We start from the raw sequence: 19,124 nt of genomic DNA on the forward strand, positions 1-19,124 counted from the left end.
TAGCGACCTCACGAATACCCAAATCCTGTTCGGTCACTTGTTTGATAATGTTTAAACGAAATTGATAAGAATAAGACATAATCTGCACCTCAAATTAGGTGTCCAGGTTTTGGGGTGCAGATCATATAGCTCAAATTAAAAGCGGTCGTTTTTAAACTAAATTTTACCTTATACGTCGTAGGTTCCCATAACACTTGCACTCGCTAAAATATGCCCTTGCATCGCAAAATGCAGATCATTAAAACGAAAACCCGAAGCCAAATTCAGTTTGGTATCCAATGCATAAACGATCAGCTCGTAACGGTGCTTACAGTTTGGTGGCGCCATTCCACCGTAATAAGAAGCTTCTTCTATCGAAAAATTGCCTAATTTGCTCGCCCACGAATTTGCCCCTTGAACAAAGTCGGTCGCTGTTTGGCTTTCATTTTCGGCAATTCTGGTGCGGGTTAAATCTGCAATCAGCCAATGAATCCAGACAAACCCACTCGCGGTAATGGCATCTTTATCTTCCAACACCACCACAAAAGATTGGGTTGCTGCGGGCGCATCACTAATTTCAAACGGAATTGAATAACTAGGCATTCCATTTGGGCTAAATTGGTTACCCCGCTTGCCATATTTATCGGCAAACACACCATTTTCAATCGCAGAACTCATTACTTTCATTGTCGATTCCTTATAGTGAATTGATAAATTTTAACCTATACTATACGCCCATTTTTATTAGTAGGAAACAGAATGTTATACGCATCTCTTGCCATTGTAATAGGCTTAATTTTGCTCGTTTGGAGCGCAGATAAATTCGTAGAAGGCGCAGCGTCCACTGCGCGCTATTTTGGTATGTCGCCATTGTTAATCGGGATTGTCATTGTTGGTTTTGGTACTTCCGCACCAGAAATGATCGTATCGGCTTCATCGGCTTTAAAAGGCGCATCGGGGATTGCTCTCGGTAACGCTTATGGCTCAAATATTACGAATATTGCACTGATTCTCGGGGTTACTGCGCTTATTAAGCCGATTATGGTTGCTTCTGAGGTAATTAAACGTGAGCTACCAATTCTAATTTTAGTTACGCTCGTCTCAGCATATATGTTATTTGATGCACAAGTTACGCAACTAGAAGCGGTCATTTTATTGGTCATTTTTGCAGTTTATATGAGTTGGACAATTTGGGTAGGACTAACTAATAAAGGCGATACGCTCGCACAAAGCGAATCACTTCAAACTGAACAATTACCCCTAACAAAAGCATTATTCTGGCTAGTGATCGGCTTAGCATTTTTAATGGCAAGTTCGCAATTATTAGTTTGGGGCGCCGTTGAAGTGGCAAAATATTTTGGGGTAAGTGATCTTGTTATCGGTTTAACCATCGTTGCAATCGGTACTTCATTACCAGAACTTGCTTCATCAATTATTGCAGCACGCAAAGGCGAATCAGATTTAGCGATTGGTAATATCGTAGGTTCAAATTTATTTAACTCACTTGCCGTAGTCGGGATTGCTGGTGTCATTGAACCAATGCAGGTGGAAGCCGAAGCCTTCTCTCGTGATATGTTGGTGATGTCTGCGCTAACCTTACTCTTGTTTTTCTTGGCGTATAGTTTTAGCAAAAAACCAGCGAAAATCACCCGCTTAGAGGGGGGAATTTTCTTATGTTGCTATATCGGTTACACCCTTTATTTACTCAAAACAGCACTATAGTGGTATCAAAATAAAATAAGCGGTCAGATTTGCGACATAATTTCGAAATTTTGTGCAAATTCGACCGCTTATTTTCCGTTTATTTCACCTTAACTTCGCCTAATGACACGATTTGTAAGGTTTTTCCTAAAGGCACGAGTAATTTCAATAAGGTGCCAAGCGAAGGATTGGAACTCCCTTTTTCTACACGGGCAATCATTGATTGCTTAACACCACTAAGTTTTTCTAATTTACGTTGTGAAATGCCCAACGCCTGTCGAGTTTCAATAATTTCGAGAATTAATTGCACACGAAAATGATTTTCTTGCATTTCTAATTCGTTAAACACTTCTCGTTCAAATGATGTCCAACTAGAACCAATGGGGCTCATCTTTTATCCTCTCCTGTAGATCTGCCAAACGACTTTTTGCTCGTTCAAGTTCTCGCTTAGGAAGCCGACTGCTACTTTTGGCGAAATGATGCAACAACACAAACTGCCCACGTACGATTCCTGCAAACAGTAAGCAATCACTTATTGGACGTAACTGCCAAATACGATCCTCTAAATGCTTAATGTAGCCTTCGCCTGCACGTGTACCATGCAAATGTAAAATGGTCAAATGCTGACTTAATTTATGCAAGCGTTCACGGCTTTCATCTTGTTGTTCATTAATAAATTCCTGTAGGAATTCTTTGACGGGTTCTCGCCCACGTCGGTCTCGATAAAAGACTATTTCATACATCGTTTTTTTCTCCTCTTGAATGAAAACGCGTAAATTTATTATGGCTTTATCACACAACTTTCTCAACATTTAAGGTAATTTTTTGTCAATTTTTACGTTTTGCGTACTTATGGCTAAATTTCTGCTAAAAATAACGGTGTAAGAAAATACGATTTTTGCCTGACTTTATCTATTTTGTATTACAATATCTCACCTTTTATTTGTTTAAATTTATATGCTAAAACGTCTTATTTTTCTATTCGTTAGCCTCATGTTCACGTTTCCCGCTCTGGCGGGTTTATTTGGTAACAATCAACCCAAATATTTAACCGTAGCAGAGGCGTTTGCTTTTTCGAGCAATCCTATTTCTGCCAATCAAATCGAACTAAACTGGCAAATTGCAGACGGCTATTATTTGTATAAAAAAGAAATACAAATCACACCGCAACAGGCAGATATTGCATCTGTCGAATTGCCTGCTGCAGAAAAATATCAGGATGAATTTTTTGGTGAGGTAGAAATTTTCCGCTATCAACTGGCGATTCCTGTTGCCATTTCAAATCCTCAAACCAATGCGAATCTTTCGGTGCGCTATCAAGGCTGTACCAAAGGCTTTTGCTATCCGCCAGAAACGATCAGCGTTGCCTTAAATGGACAACAAGCGGTCGCTTCTGCCCCAAATTTTGCCAAAAATAGTGAAAATGCGACCGCTTCTCAGATGAGTGATTCCCCTAAAGCAGCGCAAAATCAGCTTGCCGAAAACTTAGCAAGCAATCGCTTATCTATTTTTTGGTTCTTTGCATTAGGTATCGGTTTAGCTTTTACGCCGTGCGTACTGCCAATGTTGCCGTTGCTCTCTGCTATTGTGATCGGCAATAAACAACGTCCTAGCACGCTGAAAGCACTATTGCTGAGCTTAAGTTATGTGCAAGGTATGGCGCTCACTTATACCTTATTAGGATTGATCGTTGCGGCGATTGGTTTGCCATTCCAAATTGCGCTACAAAGTCCGCCTGTGCTGATTTCACTTGCGATTTTATTCACAATTTTAGCCGCTTCTATGTTCGGCTTATTTGAGATTCGCTTACCTAATGCTTGGCAGCAGACACTGAATGCGATGAGCCAACAACAGCAAGGTGGCGCATTAGGTAGCGTATTTGTGATGGGAATGATTGCGGGCTTAGTGGCTTCTCCTTGTACTTCTGCTCCATTATCAGGCGCATTATTGTATGTTGCTCAAAGTGGGGATTTACTCACAGGTGGGTTGGCGCTCTATTTATTAGCGTTAGGTATGGGAATCCCATTGGTGCTGATTACCTTATTTGGTAACCGTATTTTGCCAAAATCAGGCGATTGGTTACTAAAAGTCAAAACCGCATTCGGTTTTGTGATGTTAGCATTACCCGTCTTTTTACTCAGCCGTGTATTACCAGGCCATTACGAGCCGTTTATGTGGTCAGCATTAGCCATGGTTTTTTTAGGTTGGCTCATCAGCGTGATTCCGCCACAGGGCATCTTTAAACAAGCGGTCAAAATTCTGTTATTCTTTGCCTTCGCGCTTTCCTCTTACCCTTGGGCAAATTTGGTCTGGCATCAAAATGCACTAAATACGACACAAGTAACCAATCACTTAGCGATAGAGCGTATTCAATCTCTTGCAGAATTAAAAGCAAAATTGACCGCTTCGCAAGGCAAAAAAGTAATGTTAGATCTCTATGCTGACTGGTGTGTAGCGTGCAAAGAATTTGAGAAATATACCTTCACAGACAAAGCCGTTCAGCAAAAACTGGCTGAAATGGTGGTGCTACAAATTGATATGACCAACAATTCCGCACAGAATGATGAACTAATGAAACAATTTAACGTATTAGGTTTGCCAACTATTTTGTTCTTTGATGAGCAAGGCAATGAACTCACCCAATCCAGAGTGACAGGCTTTTTAGAAGCGAAGCCATTTTTAGATTGGTTAAATGCGTTGTGAGCACACAAATAAAGGAATTATATGAACCAAGACAACCATAAAATTGAAGATATTATTCGCCTTTTCGATGAATGCTTTGCGAACGAATACAACACTCGCTTAGAGAAAGGAGGGGATTATCCGATTTATTTACCTGCATTTTTAGATGAAGATGGAGTGAAATCAGCACGTCCGTATAACGTGATTCTGTTCGCTCACGGTTATTACAGTAGTGCATTACACGAGATTTCACATTGGTTGGTAGCAGGTACAGAACGCCGTAAATTAGAAGACTTTGGCTATTGGTATGAGCCTGACGGTCGCTCTGCTGAACGTCAGCGTGAATTTGAGTCGGTAGAAGTCAAACCACAAGCAATTGAATGGGTATTAGCAACCGCCGCAGGCTTTCGTTACTTTGCTAGTGCGGATAATTTATCAGGCAACCCTGGCGATAATTCAGCATTTAAACAGGCAGTATTCGATCAAGTAAAAATCTACGCAGAGCGAGGTTATTTACCAAAACGTGCCGAAACATTACGCAAAGCGTTAGCCCATTTCTATGGCACACCCGATACAATTGATTTAGCGAATTTTGATTTAGCAAGGATCTAATTAATAAGCGGTTGAATTTGCAGAAAAACTTGCAAATTCAACCGCTTACATATTATTTATCTGAGAAATGCGCTAGCCCGTATTGATACAACGCATTCTTTTTATAGCTGAAGGTTTCCGCCACGATTGCAGCGGCTTTTTTCAATGGCAATTCTTGGCAAAGTAAGTCAAGTAATTTAACCGCTTGGGCAGAAAAGGCTCCATCCGTTTGTTCAGGCTTGCCTTCCACCACCAACACAATTTCACCTTTAATGCGATTACTGTCTTCATTTAGCCACGTAATTAAATTAGCTAATGTATCACCGTGAATGGTTTCCCATGTCTTAGTAATTTCACGAGCCATTACCACATAGCGATCTGTGCCTAGCATTTTTTGCATATCCGCTAACGTATCCAAAATACGATGAGTCGATTCGTAAAAAATAAGGGTACGAGGCTCATCAGCGACTTCCGCCAATTTATCGCAACGGGATTTTGTTTTTGCGGGCAAGAACCCTTCAAAACAAAATCGGTCTGAAGCAATACCCGATGCACAAAGGGCGGTAATTGCAGCACAAGCGCCAGGTAGCGGAACTACCTTAATTCCTGCTTGACGGCAATGACGCACTAAATGAAAACCTGGATCGCTAATTAGCGGCGTGCCTGCATCCGAAATAAGGGCAATATTTAGCCCTTGTTGTAGTTTTTCGACCAACACGGCTGCTTTCTGTTGTTCATTATGATCATGCAAAGCAAAAAATGGCTTTTTAATGCCATAATGACTGAGTAACAAGCCACTGTGACGGGTATCTTCAGCGGCAATTAAATCAACTTGAGTAAAGGTATCTAACGCGCGTTGCGTAATATCTCCAAGGTTACCAATGGGTGTGGCAACAATATACAAAGTGCCGTTTTGTTCGTTTTTCATTTGCTTTTCACTCGTTTGATAAGTAAGATTTCAACATTATTCTGCCTATTATAGTCTATTAGGAGCAATACAATGGCGACTATTTTAAAACAGAAACTAAAAACCGTCTTTGTCCCAACCGCAATGGCGCTTTTTCTTTCTGCTTGTACTGGAACAAGTTTTTTCGAAAATCCATTAACCAAAACCGTAAAAAACGAAGCGTACGCAACTTCTGAGTTTTATATTAATAAAGCGGAGCAAACCACCAATAAAGAAGATAAAGTAACTTATCGCTTACTTGCTATACGTAAATTAATTGATGAAAACAAAGCATTCGAAGCACAAAATCAGTTTGAAGAATTAAATGCTTTTCTCGCTGATATCCAAAAAAACGAAATTCAAAAAGTTGAATATAACTTAGTGGCGGCACAGCTTTTTGCATTGCAAGCTAATGATGCTCAAGCAATGGCACAATTAAAACTTGTACCACTTGCACAATTAAGCCAATCACAATTATTGCGCTATCACCAAACGCAGGCTCGTATTGCAGAAAATAAAAAAGAGGTGATCGAAGCAGTGCGTGCTCGTGCTTTAATGAGCGCACATTTCTCTGAAAACCGTTTACGTCAAGAAAATAATGACCAGATTTGGGCATTATTACGTAATGCAAATAAAGGTGTACTTTCCGTCGCAAATGCAGGCCCTGGTGAAACTGAATTTGCAGGCTGGTTAGCATTAATTGCTGTATATAACCAAAACGTTTCAACACCAGCGCAAATGCCACAAGGCATTAATAACTGGAAGCAACTCTATCCGAATCACAGTGCAGTAGCATTTATGCCAGCTGAACTACAAAACGTATCAAACTTCCAGCAAACTCAGTTAAATGGCGTTGCATTACTGTTGCCATTAAGTGGCGATGCGAAAATCTTAGGTGATATTATTAAGAAAGGTTTTAATGACGCTAAAGGGAGTGACTCTATCCCTGTGCAAACTTACGATACCGATAGTAATTCGCTTGAAAACATTCTGATACAAGCAAAACAGCAAGGCGCACAAACTATTATTGGGCCGTTACTTAAATCTCGTGTGGATGAAATGTTAATTAGCCCAGAAATTAAAGGGGTAAATGTATTAGCATTAAATTCAACACCAAATGTAAAAGCGATTCCAGGCGTTTGTTATTATGGTTTATCGCCAGAAGCGGAAGCAAGAGCAGGGGCAGATCGTTTATATCGTGATGGCTATTCCCGTGCGATTGTGGCTGCACCACAAGATGATTTTGGTCAGCGTTCTGCCGATGCATTTGCGCAACGTTGGAGACAATTAACTAATGCGGATGCGGATGTGCGTTATTACAATATTCCGCAAGATTCTGTGGCAGCAATCCAAAGCTCAGGCAATATTCAAGGCGCAGCGCTTTACGCTTTAGGTACTGCAGAACAATTACTGGAATTAAAACAGGGTATTGATGGCTCATCACTTGCAGGACAATTAAATATTTATACATCTTCACGTAGCAATTCACCGAATAATGGCATTGAATTCCGTACGACAATGGAAGGTGTAAAATTTAGCGAAATTCCATTACTATCAGATCCTGATTCTGATGAATACAAAAAAGCAGATAGCTTAGCGGCGAGCGATTTTTCAATGATGCGTTTATATGCAATGGGATCAGATACTTGGGCATTGGCGAATAAATTTAACGAATTCCGTCAAATTCCTGGTTATAGTGTTTCAGGCTTAACAGGTAATTTAACCGCTGGCCCAAATTGTAATATCGAACGTGCCATGACTTGGTTACAATATAGCAATGGCTCTGTTCAAAACGCTAACTAAGCGCTCCCAAGGTGCTAATTTTGAGCAACAAGCCCGCGCTTTTTTAGAAAAGCAAGGGCTTAAGTTCGTTGCGGCAAACCAAACATTTAAATGTGGTGAACTCGATCTGATTATGCAACAGGGCGAAACGGTGGTGTTTATTGAAGTTCGCCAACGCAAAAGTAGTCGCTTTGGCTCTGCTGTTGAAAGTATTGATTACCGAAAACAGCAAAAATGGTTAGATGCTGCCAATATGTGGCTATTCACAAAACGCAACCAAAGTCTGGATACAGCAAACTGTCGCTTTGATGTGGTTGCCTTTGAAGGAAATGATCCGCCTCTTTGGATCCCCAATTTTTTAGGATAGTTTTTTTCATGCTAGAAAAAATTCAAGATCGCTTTACCGAAAGTATTCAGATCCAAATTGCGGCGGCGGAATTACTGCCCAAGACATTAAGTGAAGCGGCTAATCGTATTGTTGCTTGCTTATTACGAGGTAATAAAATCATTGTCTGTGGTCATGGTCGCTCCTATGCTAACGCTCAACTGTTAGTTAGCCATTTATTACATAAATATGACCTTGCCCGCCCTAGTTTTGCTACTCAATTACTGCAATTCGATGGCGTGTTAGCTGGTGTGATTGCGCAGGATAATGATCTTGCTCAACTCTATCGTAAACAGCTACAAGCAACTGCCAAAGAAGGCGATCTATTTATTAGTTTTTCTCCTTTAGGCAATGAAGAAGCGGTGTTAAATGCTCTACATTCTGCAAAAAATGAAGGGTTAGAGGTTTTAGCATTTACCAGTAGTCGTAATGACCATACACAAGGTTTGCTTGATGATCATGACCTTGAAATTTCAATGCCTTCCAGCAATGAATTACGCATTATTGAAGGTCATCAATTCTGTGTAAACTTGCTTTGTGAATTAGTTGATCAACTACTCTTTTCTTAGGGTTACCTTAAACATTTAGAAGGATATTCTTATGCTTACTTTAGCCAAACGAATCAGTTTAGCGAGTTTATTCGCTGTAACACTCTTATCATTACAAGGTTGTATTGCAACAGCAGTAGTTACCTCAGCAGCCGTTGCCACCAAAGTCGCAACCGATCCTCGCTCAACAGGTACACAAGTGGATGATGAGATCTTAGAAGAACGTGTTGCCTATAACATCAATAAAGACGAGCAACTCAAAGAAGAGGCTCGAATTAATGTGGTGGCATACAATGGTAAAGTATTGTTAATTGGTCAGGCACCAAGTATGGAAGCGGTCGAAAATGCGAAAAATCTTGCAGCTGGCGCAGAAGGTGTAACGGAAGTCTATAATGAAATCCGTACAGGTGCTAAAATTGGTGTAGGGCAGATCTCTATCGATAGTTGGATCACCACTGCAGTTAAATCTAAATTGTTGATTAACTCGGAAGTAAAAACGACCGAGGTTAAAGTTATCACTGAAAACGGCGAAGTATTCCTTGTTGGTAAATTAAGTCCAACTCAAGCAGATGCTGCTGCTGAAGCTGCGCGTACTATAAATGGTGTAAATAAAGTCATTAAAGTGATTGATTACGCCCAATAACAGAAAAAACCGAGCTAAAATGCTCGGTTTTTTTGTATTAATTACTACACTTCATTTTGCAACATCATAAATGCTAAGCTGTGACGTGCCGCAATTCGACGCTTTCTTTTCAGAATTTGCAAAATTCGACGAGATTTATTATTACACGCCAATTTCTTTTTGCTTTTCAATCTACGTTGTCTCATAGCTCTATTCCTTAATCATTTCGTTGGATTGTTCAGGTTTCGTAAGCATTTTATCAGTAAATGGAGCAACGGGAGAAGTTTCTGTTAGCTGTTTCTGTGCTTGTTGTTTTGACAATTGTAATGCTTGTACTTTCTGTTCTTCAACACGCTGGTGATTGATAATACTACTATAATAGCGACGAATATTTTCTAAGTATTGAAAAGCTTCAAAACCACGTGCATAGCCATATTTTAACCGACTATAGTGGCGCTTTTCAGCGAGAAGCGGTAGATTTTTCTTCACATCTAACCAGTTATCTGGATCACCTCCTAACTGCTTAGTTAAACGTCGTACATCTAATAAATGCCCAAGTCCCATATTATAAGCTGCTAAACCGTACCAAATACGATCTTCTTTGGCAACCGTTTCAGGAATTTGCCCCATAAGTAAATGAAGATATTCCGAGCCTGCCCGAATACTTTGCTCTGCATTGGTTCGATCGGTAATTTTCATGCGCTCTGCAGTATCTCGAGTCAGCATCATCATACCACGCACACCTGTTGGTGAAGTTGCATTCGGATCCCAATGAGATTCCTGATAAGCAATCGCCGCCAACATTTGCCATTCTAAATCACCTCGATATTTTTCAAATAGCGGTCGATACTTAGGTAATATTGATTTAATCGCATTTAAATAACTTTGCGTATCGACATAATCAAAGCGAGATAAATGGTTAAAATATTTTTCTTCAATACGTGAAATCAAGCCTGTTTCATTCGCATTATTCATAAAATCTAATACTGCGGCTTGTAATTCACTATATGAACTATTTGGCAAATACCATACCACGGGCATTTCATCACTTAAATCAAAACCAACTGCAATATTAGGGCTAATATGCTGTGCAGCGGAAATATCCACAGAAACTGCAACCGTATAAGGAATTTTGCCTTCTGCAACCTGTAATAACAGCTCTTCTTGAGTAAATTGATCCGTAATATGCCAACTTAATTTAGGATGTTCCTCTTTCAACTTTTGCAAAATAGGTAATACAGCAGAGCCCGATGGCACCACTAATTCACCTTGCAGATCAGCCAATTTATATGGTCTTATTTGACCTTTTTTATATACAATCTGCCATGATGCAGAATAATAAGTCGCACCAATTTGAAACTGTTCGCTTAGTTCAGGTTGATATAATAAGCCTGCGGCTGCAATATCGATCTTATTATCTCTTAAGGCCTTAAAAAGTTGTTCACTATGATCAAATGACTTAATTTCTAAGCTAACACCTAAATAATCTGAAAATGATTTAGCGAGTTCATACTCAATCCCCGCCTTACCATCAGCTCCAACAAAATAAGAAAGCGGGTGATTAATCATCCCCACTTTTAATAAGTGCCGTTGCTGAATCTGCGCATAACGATTTTCTTCCGCCTGCATAAGCTGTTGCCATGGGTAAACCATATCCCATGCCCATAGCAATAGCGCTAAACCTACGAACAATCTAGCCAGTAATCCTTTCAATATGAAATCCTCATTATTTTTATTTAAGTCGCAAGTCTAGCCGAATTTTGAGCATTGCGAAATAACCCATATTTGGATTTATTAACTCCTAAAAATAAAAAAGACGTAAATAACTACTTACGTCTTTGATTTTATTACATTATTTATATTTATCTAAAAAACGATAATAGGGGATACCAATCTTCAGAGCCATCTTCTTGACCCATTTACCGCCATAAAGGCTTGGCACTTTTAAGCCTTCAAAAATAGCTAAGCGTTCATCATTGCCTAAAATTGCTTCTTGGATAATACGACCTGCCAGCCCAGTTAACGCGACACCATGCCCAGAAAATCCCTGTGCAAAATAGATATTTGGTTTAACTCGCCCAAAATGTGGGGTGGAGTTAAGTGTCATATCAATCGGGCCACCCCAGCCATACTCAATTTTAGCTTCTGCTAATTGAGGAAAAACCGCCAGCATTTCCGAACGCATTTTTGCCACCATATCCACATTAGTGCTGGAATCAGAACCAAATAATAAGCGATTATCTGCCGACAAGCGGTAATAATCCAACAATAAATTGTTATCGCAAACCGACATACCATTATTGATCAAACTATCAGCCATCACTTGCGACAAGGGCTCCGTTGCAATAATAAAACTTTCTACGGGCAGAATTTTTTTCTCAATGCCAAAAGTTATTTTGTTAGATAACACATCAATATAAGCATTCGTTGCTAAAACCGCAGATTCACATGCAATGGTAAAACCTTCCGCAAAAACGACCGCTTTACTATCGCTCACGCTTTTGATTTCAGTTGCTGGCGATTGTTCGTAAATAGTTACACCCGCCTCAACACAAGCTTTAGCAAGTCCCAAACAGTAATTAAGTGGATGCAAATGCCCTGAATTGCTATCAAATAATGCCCCAACATAAATATCGCTGCCTAAATGTTGTTTAAGCTGTGATTTATCCCATAACTGCATTTGTTGATAGCCAAAAGTCTCTCGGCTCGCTTGCTCCATTGCAATCAAATCGTCCATACGGCGATGATTTAAGGCAAGTGTTGCATAACCTTTTTTCCAGTCACATTGAATCTGATGTTTTTTGACGCGTTCATCAATGATATCAATCGCTTCTAATGACATTTGCCATAATTTTTGGGCTTTATCTAACCCCACTTGCTCGATATATTCATCAATCCCGTCCTCAAATCCATTGATTGCTTGTCCGCCAGAACGACCAGATGCACCGAAACCGACTCTTGCCCCTTCTAACACCACCACTTTTTTGCCTTTTTCCGCTAATTCAAGTGCGGTTGAAAGCCCTAAAAACCCTGCGCCAATAACACAAACATCTGCATCTTGGTTAGCGGTAATCTTCGGAAATTGAAGAGATAAGTTACGAGAATCGTAGTAATAAGATTTAAAGTGTTCTTGATAAGCAAATTTAAGCATAAAATTTTTTTGATTAATTTAATCTAATCCGTAAAGGATAATACTGAAAAGAATTACTTGAAAATTTGCTGAATTACGAAAAAGATTTGATAACTTGAAATGGCGCACCCGAGAGGATTCGAACCTCTGACCGCTCGGTTCGTAGCCGAGTACTCTATCCAGCTGAGCTACGGGTGCGTTGTATTTTGAATTGTGAGTTATTTAATTTTATCAGCGACCATTTTAATTTGAATAGAGTAAAAACTAAAATGGCGCACCCGAGAGGATTCGAACCTCTGACCGCTCGGTTCGTAGCCGAGTACTCTATCCAGCTGAGCTACGGGTGCGTGATAAAGTAAATGGCGGTGAGAGAGGGATTCGAACCCTCGATAGAGCTTTTGAACCCTATACTCCCTTAGCAGGGGAGCGCCTTCAGCCTGCTCGGCCATCTCACCACTCACTGTGTCTGTGGCGCACATATTACTAGAATTTAGAAATATGTCAAACCATTTTTCTTAAAAATTCTAAAAAATTAGGTGTTTGACTACATTACAAACAAAAAGAGTGATTTTCACCAATTTTGTGAATAATTCTCAACCTTTTCATAGGGTTATAAAACAAGCGGTCGAATTTTTCGAAGTTTGCAAAAAATCCGAAAATTCGACCGATTAGCAAAATAGAACGAGAAACCGATTAAGCAGTGGCTGATATACGCACACGATAGCGTTTATCCATCATGCATAAGATCCCGCCTAATGCCATAAATAATCCACCAAACCAAATCCAGCGAATAAAAGGCTTATAGTACAAACGTACACCCCATGAGCCATCATTAAGTTTTTCACCTAAAGCGGCATAAAGATCACGGCTAAATCCCCAATCAATCGCTGCTTCGGTCATACCCATTTTGCTCACATTATAAAAACGTTTTTCCGCATTTAAGGTTGCTTCATATTGTCCATTTTTACTAATTGCAATTTCAGCTGTTCCGCCTTGATAATTCGCTCCATCACTCAGTTTGATACCTTTGAACTCAAAATTGTAATCAAGGATTTGCACCTGATCACCCACATTCATACGAACATCTTTCTCAATACTGAAATTCTGGCTAAAAGCGATGCCAAACACACTCATAGCAACCCCAACATGTGCCAATACCATTCCCCAGTGTGAACGAGATAATTTAAACACGCCAGCAAAGAAAGTATGACGATGGGTTGCTCGTTGATGCAATTCATATAAGCTTAGCATCACAATAATTGCCGCCATCATTACCCCTAATACCGAAGTAACAGTAATGCGATCAGCAAATAAATATGGCAACGCAAAGCCAAGTATCACCATTAAAACTAAAGAGACAATCACAGGTATACGAATGGCCGAAACCTGATCTCTACGCCATTTCACTAAAGGCCCAATGCCAAGAATAAAGGAAAATGGCACCATTAAGATCACAAACATTTGGTCAAAGAACGGCGCACCAATTGAGATTGAGCCTAAGCCAATTTGTTTATGTATAAGCGGTAAAATTGTGCCTAAAAATACCACTGATAAAAATGCCATTAATAAAATGTTATTAATCAAAAGCATTGTTTCACGTGAATAGCGCTCATAATTATCTAAGCTTTTGATTTTCGAGCCTTGGAATGCATAGAGCAATAATGAGCCACCAATCACTAACACTAAATAAGCAAGAATATATAAACCACGGGTTGGGTCAGAGGCAAAAGCGTGTACTGAAACCAAAATGCCTGAACGTACCAAAAAAGTACCTAATAAACAAAGCGAGAAAGCCAAAATCGCTAGTAGCACCGTCCATGCTTTAAAGGTGCTACGTTTTTCTGTGACTGCTAATGAGTGAATCAGCGCAGTACCTGCAATCCAAGGCATTAGTGAGGCATTTTCCACAGGATCCCAGAACCACCAACCACCCCAGCCTAACTCATAATAAGCCCACCAGGAGCCTAACACGATACCGAGTGTTAAAAAGACCCAAGCTGCCATTGTCCAAGGACGAGACCAACGCGCCCAAGCGGTATCTAACCTGCCCGTCATTAACGAAGCAATCGCAAAGGCAAAAGCAACCGAGAAGCCAACATAGCCCATATATAACAGCGGTGGGTGGAAAATTAAGCCAATATCTTGCAACATTGGGTTTAATTCCCTGCCATCCGCAGGGAAATCAGGGAAAGTACGAGCAAATGGATTCGAGCTAAAAATAATAAATAGCAAGAAACCAACACTAATCAAGCCCATAATACTTAGCACACGAGCCACTGCTTCTTCAGGCATTTGGCGCGTAAAGGCTGCTACCGCCACAGCCCAAAGTGCTAACAACCAAATCCAAAGTAATAATGAACCTTCATGCGCCCCCCATACCGCAGATAAACGATATTGTAGTGGCAAAGTAGAGTTTGAGTTATTCACCACATACTGCACACTGAAATCATTTACCGCAAATAAATAGAAAAGCGAGCCAAATGAAATCGTTAACGCCAAGAACATTCCCCAACTCATCGGGCGAGCTAATGCCATTAAGGTGACATTCCCTTTTTGCGCACCAATAAGCGGTAAGATTGCCAAGAAAATTGACAAACCTAATGCTAGAGCCAAACCATAATTGCCTAATTCTGCAATCATTTATTTGCCTCCTTCGAGTGAATTCAGCAATTTTTTCATTTCTTTGTCACGCATAGATTCGCCTTTAAGTTCTTGTTCTGAAATGCCCATTGAATTGTGTTGCTCTTTCATTTTTTCACCCAACTCTGGTGGCATATAATTCTCATCATGTTTTGCTAAAACTTCAGTCGCTTTTAAACGGGTTGGCTCAACTAGCACGCCTTGCGCAACGATCCCCTGCCCTTCACGGAACAAGTCAGGCAAAATACCTTCATATTCGATCACAACTGATGGGCCAATGTCATTGGCTTCAAACTCAACTTTTAACGTTTTCTCATCACGTTTTACTGAGCCTTCAACCACCATACCACCGACACGGATACGCTGTCCAACTTCTGGCTTTTGGTTTGGATCATCATTTTTACCATTTACAATCTCTGATGGCGTATAAAAGAGGTCAATATTTTGACTCAATGCATACAGGGTAAGTCCTGCTGCGACAGCTACGCCAAATAGGATTGAAACCACCACTTTCAATCGAGATTTACGTCTTGGATTCATAGTAATCACCTTTTAAAATGTGCGAATTACACAAAAAAATTTAAATAAAAAACGAAGTGTAGCATAACAAAAAATCACCCAAGATTCCGCTATTAGTTTAATCTTGCGCATGAATCTTTGCGTTTTCTCAAAGCCTATACCTCAAAAGAAGTAAGCGGTCATTTTTTCACGCTAATTTGCAAAAAATCAGCAAAAAATGACCGCTTGTTTTCAACTATTTTTTATTGAGTTGAGCTTCTCGGGCTAGCTCTTTTTTAACTTGCTGCTCAATCTGTTTTTGCTCTCGGCGAGAGAACCAAATTAAGCCCCCTATTGCTAAAAATGAAACCGCATAAGACAGCCAAACATAAAAGCCATAATTGCCCATGGCAAGGAAATCACTCAACGACTCAAATTGAAATTGCATTTTTTCTCCTCATTTAACCACTTATTTCGCCACAAGTGCTGTTACCCACGGACGTTTGCGTTCGTCATTTAATAAAGCAATACGATAGCGCCAAATACTAAACCAAGCAGTAAAAATTAAGCTACCGAAAATCGCTAACAACAGCGGAATCAACATTTCCACAGCCATTGATGGCTTGTCTAATTTGGTAATCGTTGCCCCTTGGTGCAAAGTGTTCCACCACTCTACTGAGAAGTGAATAATCGGCAAGTTAATCACGCCAACTACGGCTAAAATTCCAGCCGCTTTTGCACCCATTTGTTTGTCTTGGAAAGCAGAGTAAAGTGCCATTACACCGATATAAAGGAAAAATAACACTAAAGCAGAGGTAAGACGCGCGTCCCAAACCCACCAAGTTCCCCACATTGGCTTGCCCCAAATTGCCCCCGTCGCTAGCGAAATAAAGGCAAACACTAAGCCAATTGGCGCCATTGAAATCATCGCAAGACTAGCTTGGCGAATTTGCCATACTAATGTCACAAGCGCTGCAATTGCCATCGAACCATATACGCCCATAGACCAAATCGCTGCAGGTACATGAATAAAGATAATTCGATAGCTATCACCTTGTTGGTAGTCTTTAGGCGCAAAGCCAAGCCCCCAAACAAAAGCAATCGCTAACATAATAAAGCTTAACCAACCCAAAGCAGGTTGAATTTTCCCTAGCAATCGATATTGCGTCTCCGATTTGGCGTAGGGGTGAAGCCATTTCCACATAACATCTCCAAATTACAAAAAATAATAAAAAAATAACCGCTTATGCACCTGCTTTAAGCTGGGTTTTATTGAATACTTATTCTTAATGCGCCCGCAATTGCAAACGGCGAAAAGGTAAGCGTTAGCGCTAAAATAGCACCAATAATCGCAAGCTGACCGCTATAGCCCATATTTAAACTGGCGGCTTCCAATACAGCCGCTGCAAAAATGAGTACAGGTAAAAATAACGGTAAAATCAATAAACTAAGTAAGGTTCCGCCCTTGCGAAGCCCAACCGTTAAAGCCACACCAATCGCACCTAAACAGCTTAAGATCGGCGTACCAAGCAATAAAGTAAGCACTAACGCCCACCAGACTTGTGTTTCTAATGAAAGCAACACCGCAGCCACAGGCGAGAGTAAAATAAGTGGTAAGCCTGTTAATAACCAATGCGCAATCACTTTTGCTAACGCCACTTGCGGTAAGCCAACAGGCAATAACATCAGTTGTTCTAATGAACCATCTAAATAATCGTCCCGAAATAATCGCTCAAACGATAACAATGCCGATAACAATGCAGCAACCCACGCCACGCCAGGTGCAATTTTGCCTAATAGTTCGGGATTTGGGCCCATTAATAGAGGAAATAGCGTAATAACAATCAAAAAGAACCATAACGGATTTAAAATTTCTGCTGGTTTGCGAAAAGCGATGATAAGCTCTCGCTGAATTATATTAAATAAAATCATATGAATGAGTTGATTTTTATAGCTTAAATTTATCTAAGGAAAGCACTTGTAATTTGCGACTTTCGGTCGCTTGATGGCTTGTGAAAATCACGATACCACCTTCTGCACAATGCTGTTCAATATGCGAAATTAAATCTGCGACACCTTTTTTATCAATTGCAGTAAATGGCTCATCTAAAATCCAAAGCTTTTGCTTGGTAAGCCACAATCTTGCTAGCGCAACTCGACGTTGCTGACCCGCAGAAAGATGTGAACAAGGCAGATCTTCCCGCCCAACTAAACCTACTTTATCCAACGCATTCCAAAGCGCCTCATCATTTAATACTAAGTTCTGAATTTTTTGAAAAAAGCGCAAATTCTCCCAAGGACTCAGCTCAGGTTTAACCCCCGCATGGTGTCCTAAATAGAATAGCTCTGTGTAATATTCTGCTCGACATTTTTGGATTGGTTCATTATTCCAAAGCACCTCGCCCTCAGCGGGCGTGGCTAATCCTGCAAGGATTCTTAATAAACTTGTTTTACCAATACCATTATGCCCTTCAATTTGTAGCCAATCACCGCTTTTTACGGAAAACTGACAACCTTCAAACAAACGGTTCTCGCCTCGTTCACAAGCTAAATTAATTACTGAAAGTTGGTGCATATAAGACATAACAATTTATTGGTAGTACAGTGGAAGAAGTTTATCATAAGCCTACATTTTAGCGTAGCAAAGCACTTACCTCTTTAGAGGTAACAGGCGTTCAAATTTAATGATTTTTTTACAAATATTGATAGGAATCAAACCACTTTAAAGCCCTAAAATTTCCTTCACAAAAGGCACCGTGAGTTTGCGCTGTGCTTGTAAAGAAGCTCGGTCTAAACGATCTAATTCAGTAGAAAGCGTTTGCAAATCCCGATCCAAACGTTTGAGTAAGAAATTTGCTACTTCATCGGATAATTCGATTCCTCGATGATAGGCATTACGTTTTAAAATGATACATTTTTGCTCATCACTTAAATCACTTAACTGATAAACTTCCCCCCAAGTCAGGCGAGAACGTAAATCAGGTAAATTGATTTTTAATTGATGCGGCGGACAATCCGCACTGATAAGCAGTAAAGTTTTGTGACCACTATCAAACAAACCTTGTTGCTCACGAATTTGGTTAAATAGATTAAAAATAGCCAGTTCCCAATCTTCATTTCCCGCAACAACTTGCAAATCATCCAAACAAATTACATCGAGTTGTTCTGCATTATCTAACACCATTGGCGAGAAATATTGAGATTTCTCTAAAGCGATATAGCTCGACGTTTGTTGATTCAATAAATAGTGATTACTTACTGCTTTGAGCAAATGGCTTTTACCACTACTTTTCCCCCCCCAAATATAAAAGAAAGGTTGTTGTACATCGACAAAATTTTGACGTAACGAATCCAACAATACAAGACTGTTTTCCGCATAAAAATTCTCGAAAGTTTCGCCTTCAATTTGGTGAATAGGTAAAGAAAGTTGTAATGACATTCTGCTCACAATAAAAATAAAAACCTAGTAAGCATAACGGAAAAGGGCAGATTCAGCAATGATTTGTTATTTAAGACAGATGGAGTTGATAGCAAGCGGTCGGATTCGCTTAACTTTTTGCAGTTTGAGCCTGATTGTTGGTTTAGCGTCTTAAACCGCTAAAACATAAAAATAACTAAAC

General features: G+C 40.0%; 21 protein-coding genes, 3 tRNA genes and 1 pseudogene. 7 read left to right on the forward strand and 18 right to left on the reverse strand.

Annotated elements, in window-relative coordinates:
* Positions 1 to 79: pseudogene (locus F8M47_RS12250) on the reverse strand (transposase); the annotation flags it as partial.
* Between the two features lie 89 nt (positions 80 to 168).
* Positions 169 to 666, reverse strand: coding sequence for a YbhB/YbcL family Raf kinase inhibitor-like protein (locus tag F8M47_RS05840; RefSeq protein ID WP_150539208.1), 498 nt, complete (start codon positions 664 to 666; stop codon positions 169 to 171).
* 72 nt (positions 667 to 738) lie between these two features.
* On the opposite strand from F8M47_RS05840, the gene F8M47_RS05845 reads away from it, so the two are divergent.
* On the forward strand, positions 739 to 1,701 hold the full coding sequence (locus F8M47_RS05845) for a calcium/sodium antiporter (protein WP_150539209.1): 963 nt from the start codon (positions 739 to 741) through the stop codon (positions 1,699 to 1,701).
* Positions 1,702 to 1,780: 79 nt separating this feature from the next.
* Here F8M47_RS05845 and F8M47_RS05850 read toward each other — a convergent pair whose 3' ends face one another.
* Together F8M47_RS05850 and F8M47_RS05855 are read right to left on the reverse strand one after the other, a co-directional pair.
* Positions 1,781 to 2,071 (reverse strand): helix-turn-helix domain-containing protein, encoded by a 291-nt coding sequence (locus F8M47_RS05850; protein WP_150539210.1) that lies wholly within the window; start codon positions 2,069 to 2,071, stop codon positions 1,781 to 1,783.
* Positions 2,052 to 2,423 (reverse strand): type II toxin-antitoxin system RelE/ParE family toxin, encoded by a 372-nt coding sequence (locus F8M47_RS05855; RefSeq protein ID WP_150539211.1) that lies wholly within the window; start codon positions 2,421 to 2,423, stop codon positions 2,052 to 2,054. Before F8M47_RS05855 ends, F8M47_RS05850 begins: the two co-directional genes overlap by 20 nt.
* Positions 2,424 to 2,637: 214 nt before the next feature.
* On the opposite strand from F8M47_RS05855, the gene F8M47_RS05860 reads away from it, so the two are divergent.
* Positions 2,638 to 4,383: a protein-disulfide reductase DsbD gene (locus F8M47_RS05860; RefSeq protein ID WP_150539212.1), complete on the forward strand. Its 1,746-nt coding sequence runs from the start codon at positions 2,638 to 2,640 to the stop codon at positions 4,381 to 4,383.
* 21 nt (positions 4,384 to 4,404) lie between these two features.
* Entirely contained in the window at positions 4,405 to 4,974 is a 570-nt protein-coding gene (locus F8M47_RS05865) for an elongation factor P hydroxylase (RefSeq protein ID WP_150539213.1), read from the forward strand.
* A 52-nt stretch (positions 4,975 to 5,026) separates the two neighbouring features.
* Here the strand turns inward: F8M47_RS05865 and rsmI are convergent, their stop codons facing one another.
* Entirely contained in the window at positions 5,027 to 5,881 is an 855-nt protein-coding gene (gene rsmI / locus F8M47_RS05870; RefSeq protein ID WP_150539214.1) for a 16S rRNA (cytidine(1402)-2'-O)-methyltransferase, read from the reverse strand.
* Between the two features lie 72 nt (positions 5,882 to 5,953).
* Here rsmI and F8M47_RS05875 point away from each other — a divergent pair, with 72 nt between their 5' ends.
* The 4 genes from F8M47_RS05875 to dolP are packed head-to-tail and all read left to right on the forward strand — an operon-like array spanning position 5,954 to position 9,257.
* Positions 5,954 to 7,702: a penicillin-binding protein activator gene (locus F8M47_RS05875; protein ID WP_150539215.1), complete on the forward strand. Its 1,749-nt coding sequence runs from the start codon at positions 5,954 to 5,956 to the stop codon at positions 7,700 to 7,702.
* The gene (locus F8M47_RS05880; RefSeq protein WP_150539216.1) at positions 7,677 to 8,048 is read left to right on the forward strand and encodes a YraN family protein; all 372 of its coding nucleotides are present in this window, start codon (positions 7,677 to 7,679) and stop codon (positions 8,046 to 8,048) included. The genes F8M47_RS05875 and F8M47_RS05880 overlap by 26 nt, the downstream gene beginning before the upstream one ends.
* An 8-nt stretch (positions 8,049 to 8,056) precedes the next feature.
* A complete protein-coding gene (locus tag F8M47_RS05885; protein ID WP_150539217.1) occupies positions 8,057 to 8,635 on the forward strand; it encodes a D-sedoheptulose-7-phosphate isomerase in 579 nt (192 codons plus the stop codon).
* A gap of 31 nt (positions 8,636 to 8,666) precedes the next feature.
* Complete coding sequence (gene dolP / locus F8M47_RS05890; protein ID WP_150539218.1) at positions 8,667 to 9,257, forward strand: division/outer membrane stress-associated lipid-binding lipoprotein; 591 nt, start codon at positions 8,667 to 8,669, stop codon at positions 9,255 to 9,257.
* A gap of 44 nt (positions 9,258 to 9,301) precedes the next feature.
* Here the strand turns inward: dolP and F8M47_RS12055 are convergent, their stop codons facing one another.
* From F8M47_RS12055 to hda, 13 genes are all read right to left on the reverse strand, one after another.
* Positions 9,302 to 9,442: a hypothetical protein gene (locus F8M47_RS12055; protein WP_167509601.1), complete on the reverse strand. Its 141-nt coding sequence runs from the start codon at positions 9,440 to 9,442 to the stop codon at positions 9,302 to 9,304.
* Between the two features lie 4 nt (positions 9,443 to 9,446).
* Complete coding sequence (mltF, locus tag F8M47_RS05895; protein ID WP_150539219.1) at positions 9,447 to 10,949, reverse strand: membrane-bound lytic murein transglycosylase MltF; 1,503 nt, start codon at positions 10,947 to 10,949, stop codon at positions 9,447 to 9,449.
* A 139-nt stretch (positions 10,950 to 11,088) separates the two neighbouring features.
* Positions 11,089 to 12,387: an NAD(P)/FAD-dependent oxidoreductase gene (locus F8M47_RS05900; protein ID WP_150539220.1), complete on the reverse strand. Its 1,299-nt coding sequence runs from the start codon at positions 12,385 to 12,387 to the stop codon at positions 11,089 to 11,091.
* A gap of 100 nt (positions 12,388 to 12,487) precedes the next feature.
* A tRNA-Arg gene (locus F8M47_RS05905) sits at positions 12,488 to 12,564 on the reverse strand.
* Positions 12,565 to 12,636: 72 nt separating this feature from the next.
* Positions 12,637 to 12,713 (reverse strand) — tRNA-Arg (locus tag F8M47_RS05910).
* A gap of 13 nt (positions 12,714 to 12,726) precedes the next feature.
* Positions 12,727 to 12,821 (reverse strand) — tRNA-Ser (locus F8M47_RS05915).
* A 238-nt stretch (positions 12,822 to 13,059) separates the two neighbouring features.
* On the reverse strand, positions 13,060 to 15,006 hold the full coding sequence (locus F8M47_RS05920; protein ID WP_150539221.1) for a heme lyase CcmF/NrfE family subunit: 1,947 nt from the start codon (positions 15,004 to 15,006) through the stop codon (positions 13,060 to 13,062).
* Complete coding sequence (ccmE, locus tag F8M47_RS05925; RefSeq protein ID WP_150539222.1) at positions 15,007 to 15,546, reverse strand: cytochrome c maturation protein CcmE; 540 nt, start codon at positions 15,544 to 15,546, stop codon at positions 15,007 to 15,009.
* 214 nt (positions 15,547 to 15,760) lie between these two features.
* On the reverse strand, positions 15,761 to 15,952 hold the full coding sequence (gene ccmD / locus F8M47_RS05930; RefSeq protein ID WP_150539223.1) for a heme exporter protein CcmD: 192 nt from the start codon (positions 15,950 to 15,952) through the stop codon (positions 15,761 to 15,763).
* A 21-nt stretch (positions 15,953 to 15,973) separates the two neighbouring features.
* Positions 15,974 to 16,708 carry a heme ABC transporter permease gene (locus F8M47_RS05935; protein ID WP_150539224.1) on the reverse strand — a complete coding sequence of 245 codons (735 nt, stop codon included), beginning with the start codon at positions 16,706 to 16,708 and terminating at the stop codon, positions 15,974 to 15,976.
* A gap of 65 nt (positions 16,709 to 16,773) precedes the next feature.
* Positions 16,774 to 17,436 carry a heme exporter protein CcmB gene (gene ccmB, locus F8M47_RS05940; protein WP_150539225.1) on the reverse strand — a complete coding sequence of 221 codons (663 nt, stop codon included), beginning with the start codon at positions 17,434 to 17,436 and terminating at the stop codon, positions 16,774 to 16,776.
* Positions 17,437 to 17,452: 16 nt separating this feature from the next.
* Positions 17,453 to 18,088 carry a cytochrome c biogenesis heme-transporting ATPase CcmA gene (gene ccmA, locus F8M47_RS05945; protein WP_150539226.1) on the reverse strand — a complete coding sequence of 212 codons (636 nt, stop codon included), beginning with the start codon at positions 18,086 to 18,088 and terminating at the stop codon, positions 17,453 to 17,455.
* Between the two features lie 138 nt (positions 18,089 to 18,226).
* Positions 18,227 to 18,943 carry a DnaA regulatory inactivator Hda gene (hda, locus tag F8M47_RS05950; RefSeq protein WP_150539227.1) on the reverse strand — a complete coding sequence of 239 codons (717 nt, stop codon included), beginning with the start codon at positions 18,941 to 18,943 and terminating at the stop codon, positions 18,227 to 18,229.
* Positions 18,944 to 19,124: the final 181 nt, after the last annotated feature.

The sequence above is a fragment of the Actinobacillus vicugnae genome (assembly GCF_901687125.1).
GTDB lineage: Bacteria > Pseudomonadota > Gammaproteobacteria > Enterobacterales > Pasteurellaceae > Actinobacillus > Actinobacillus vicugnae.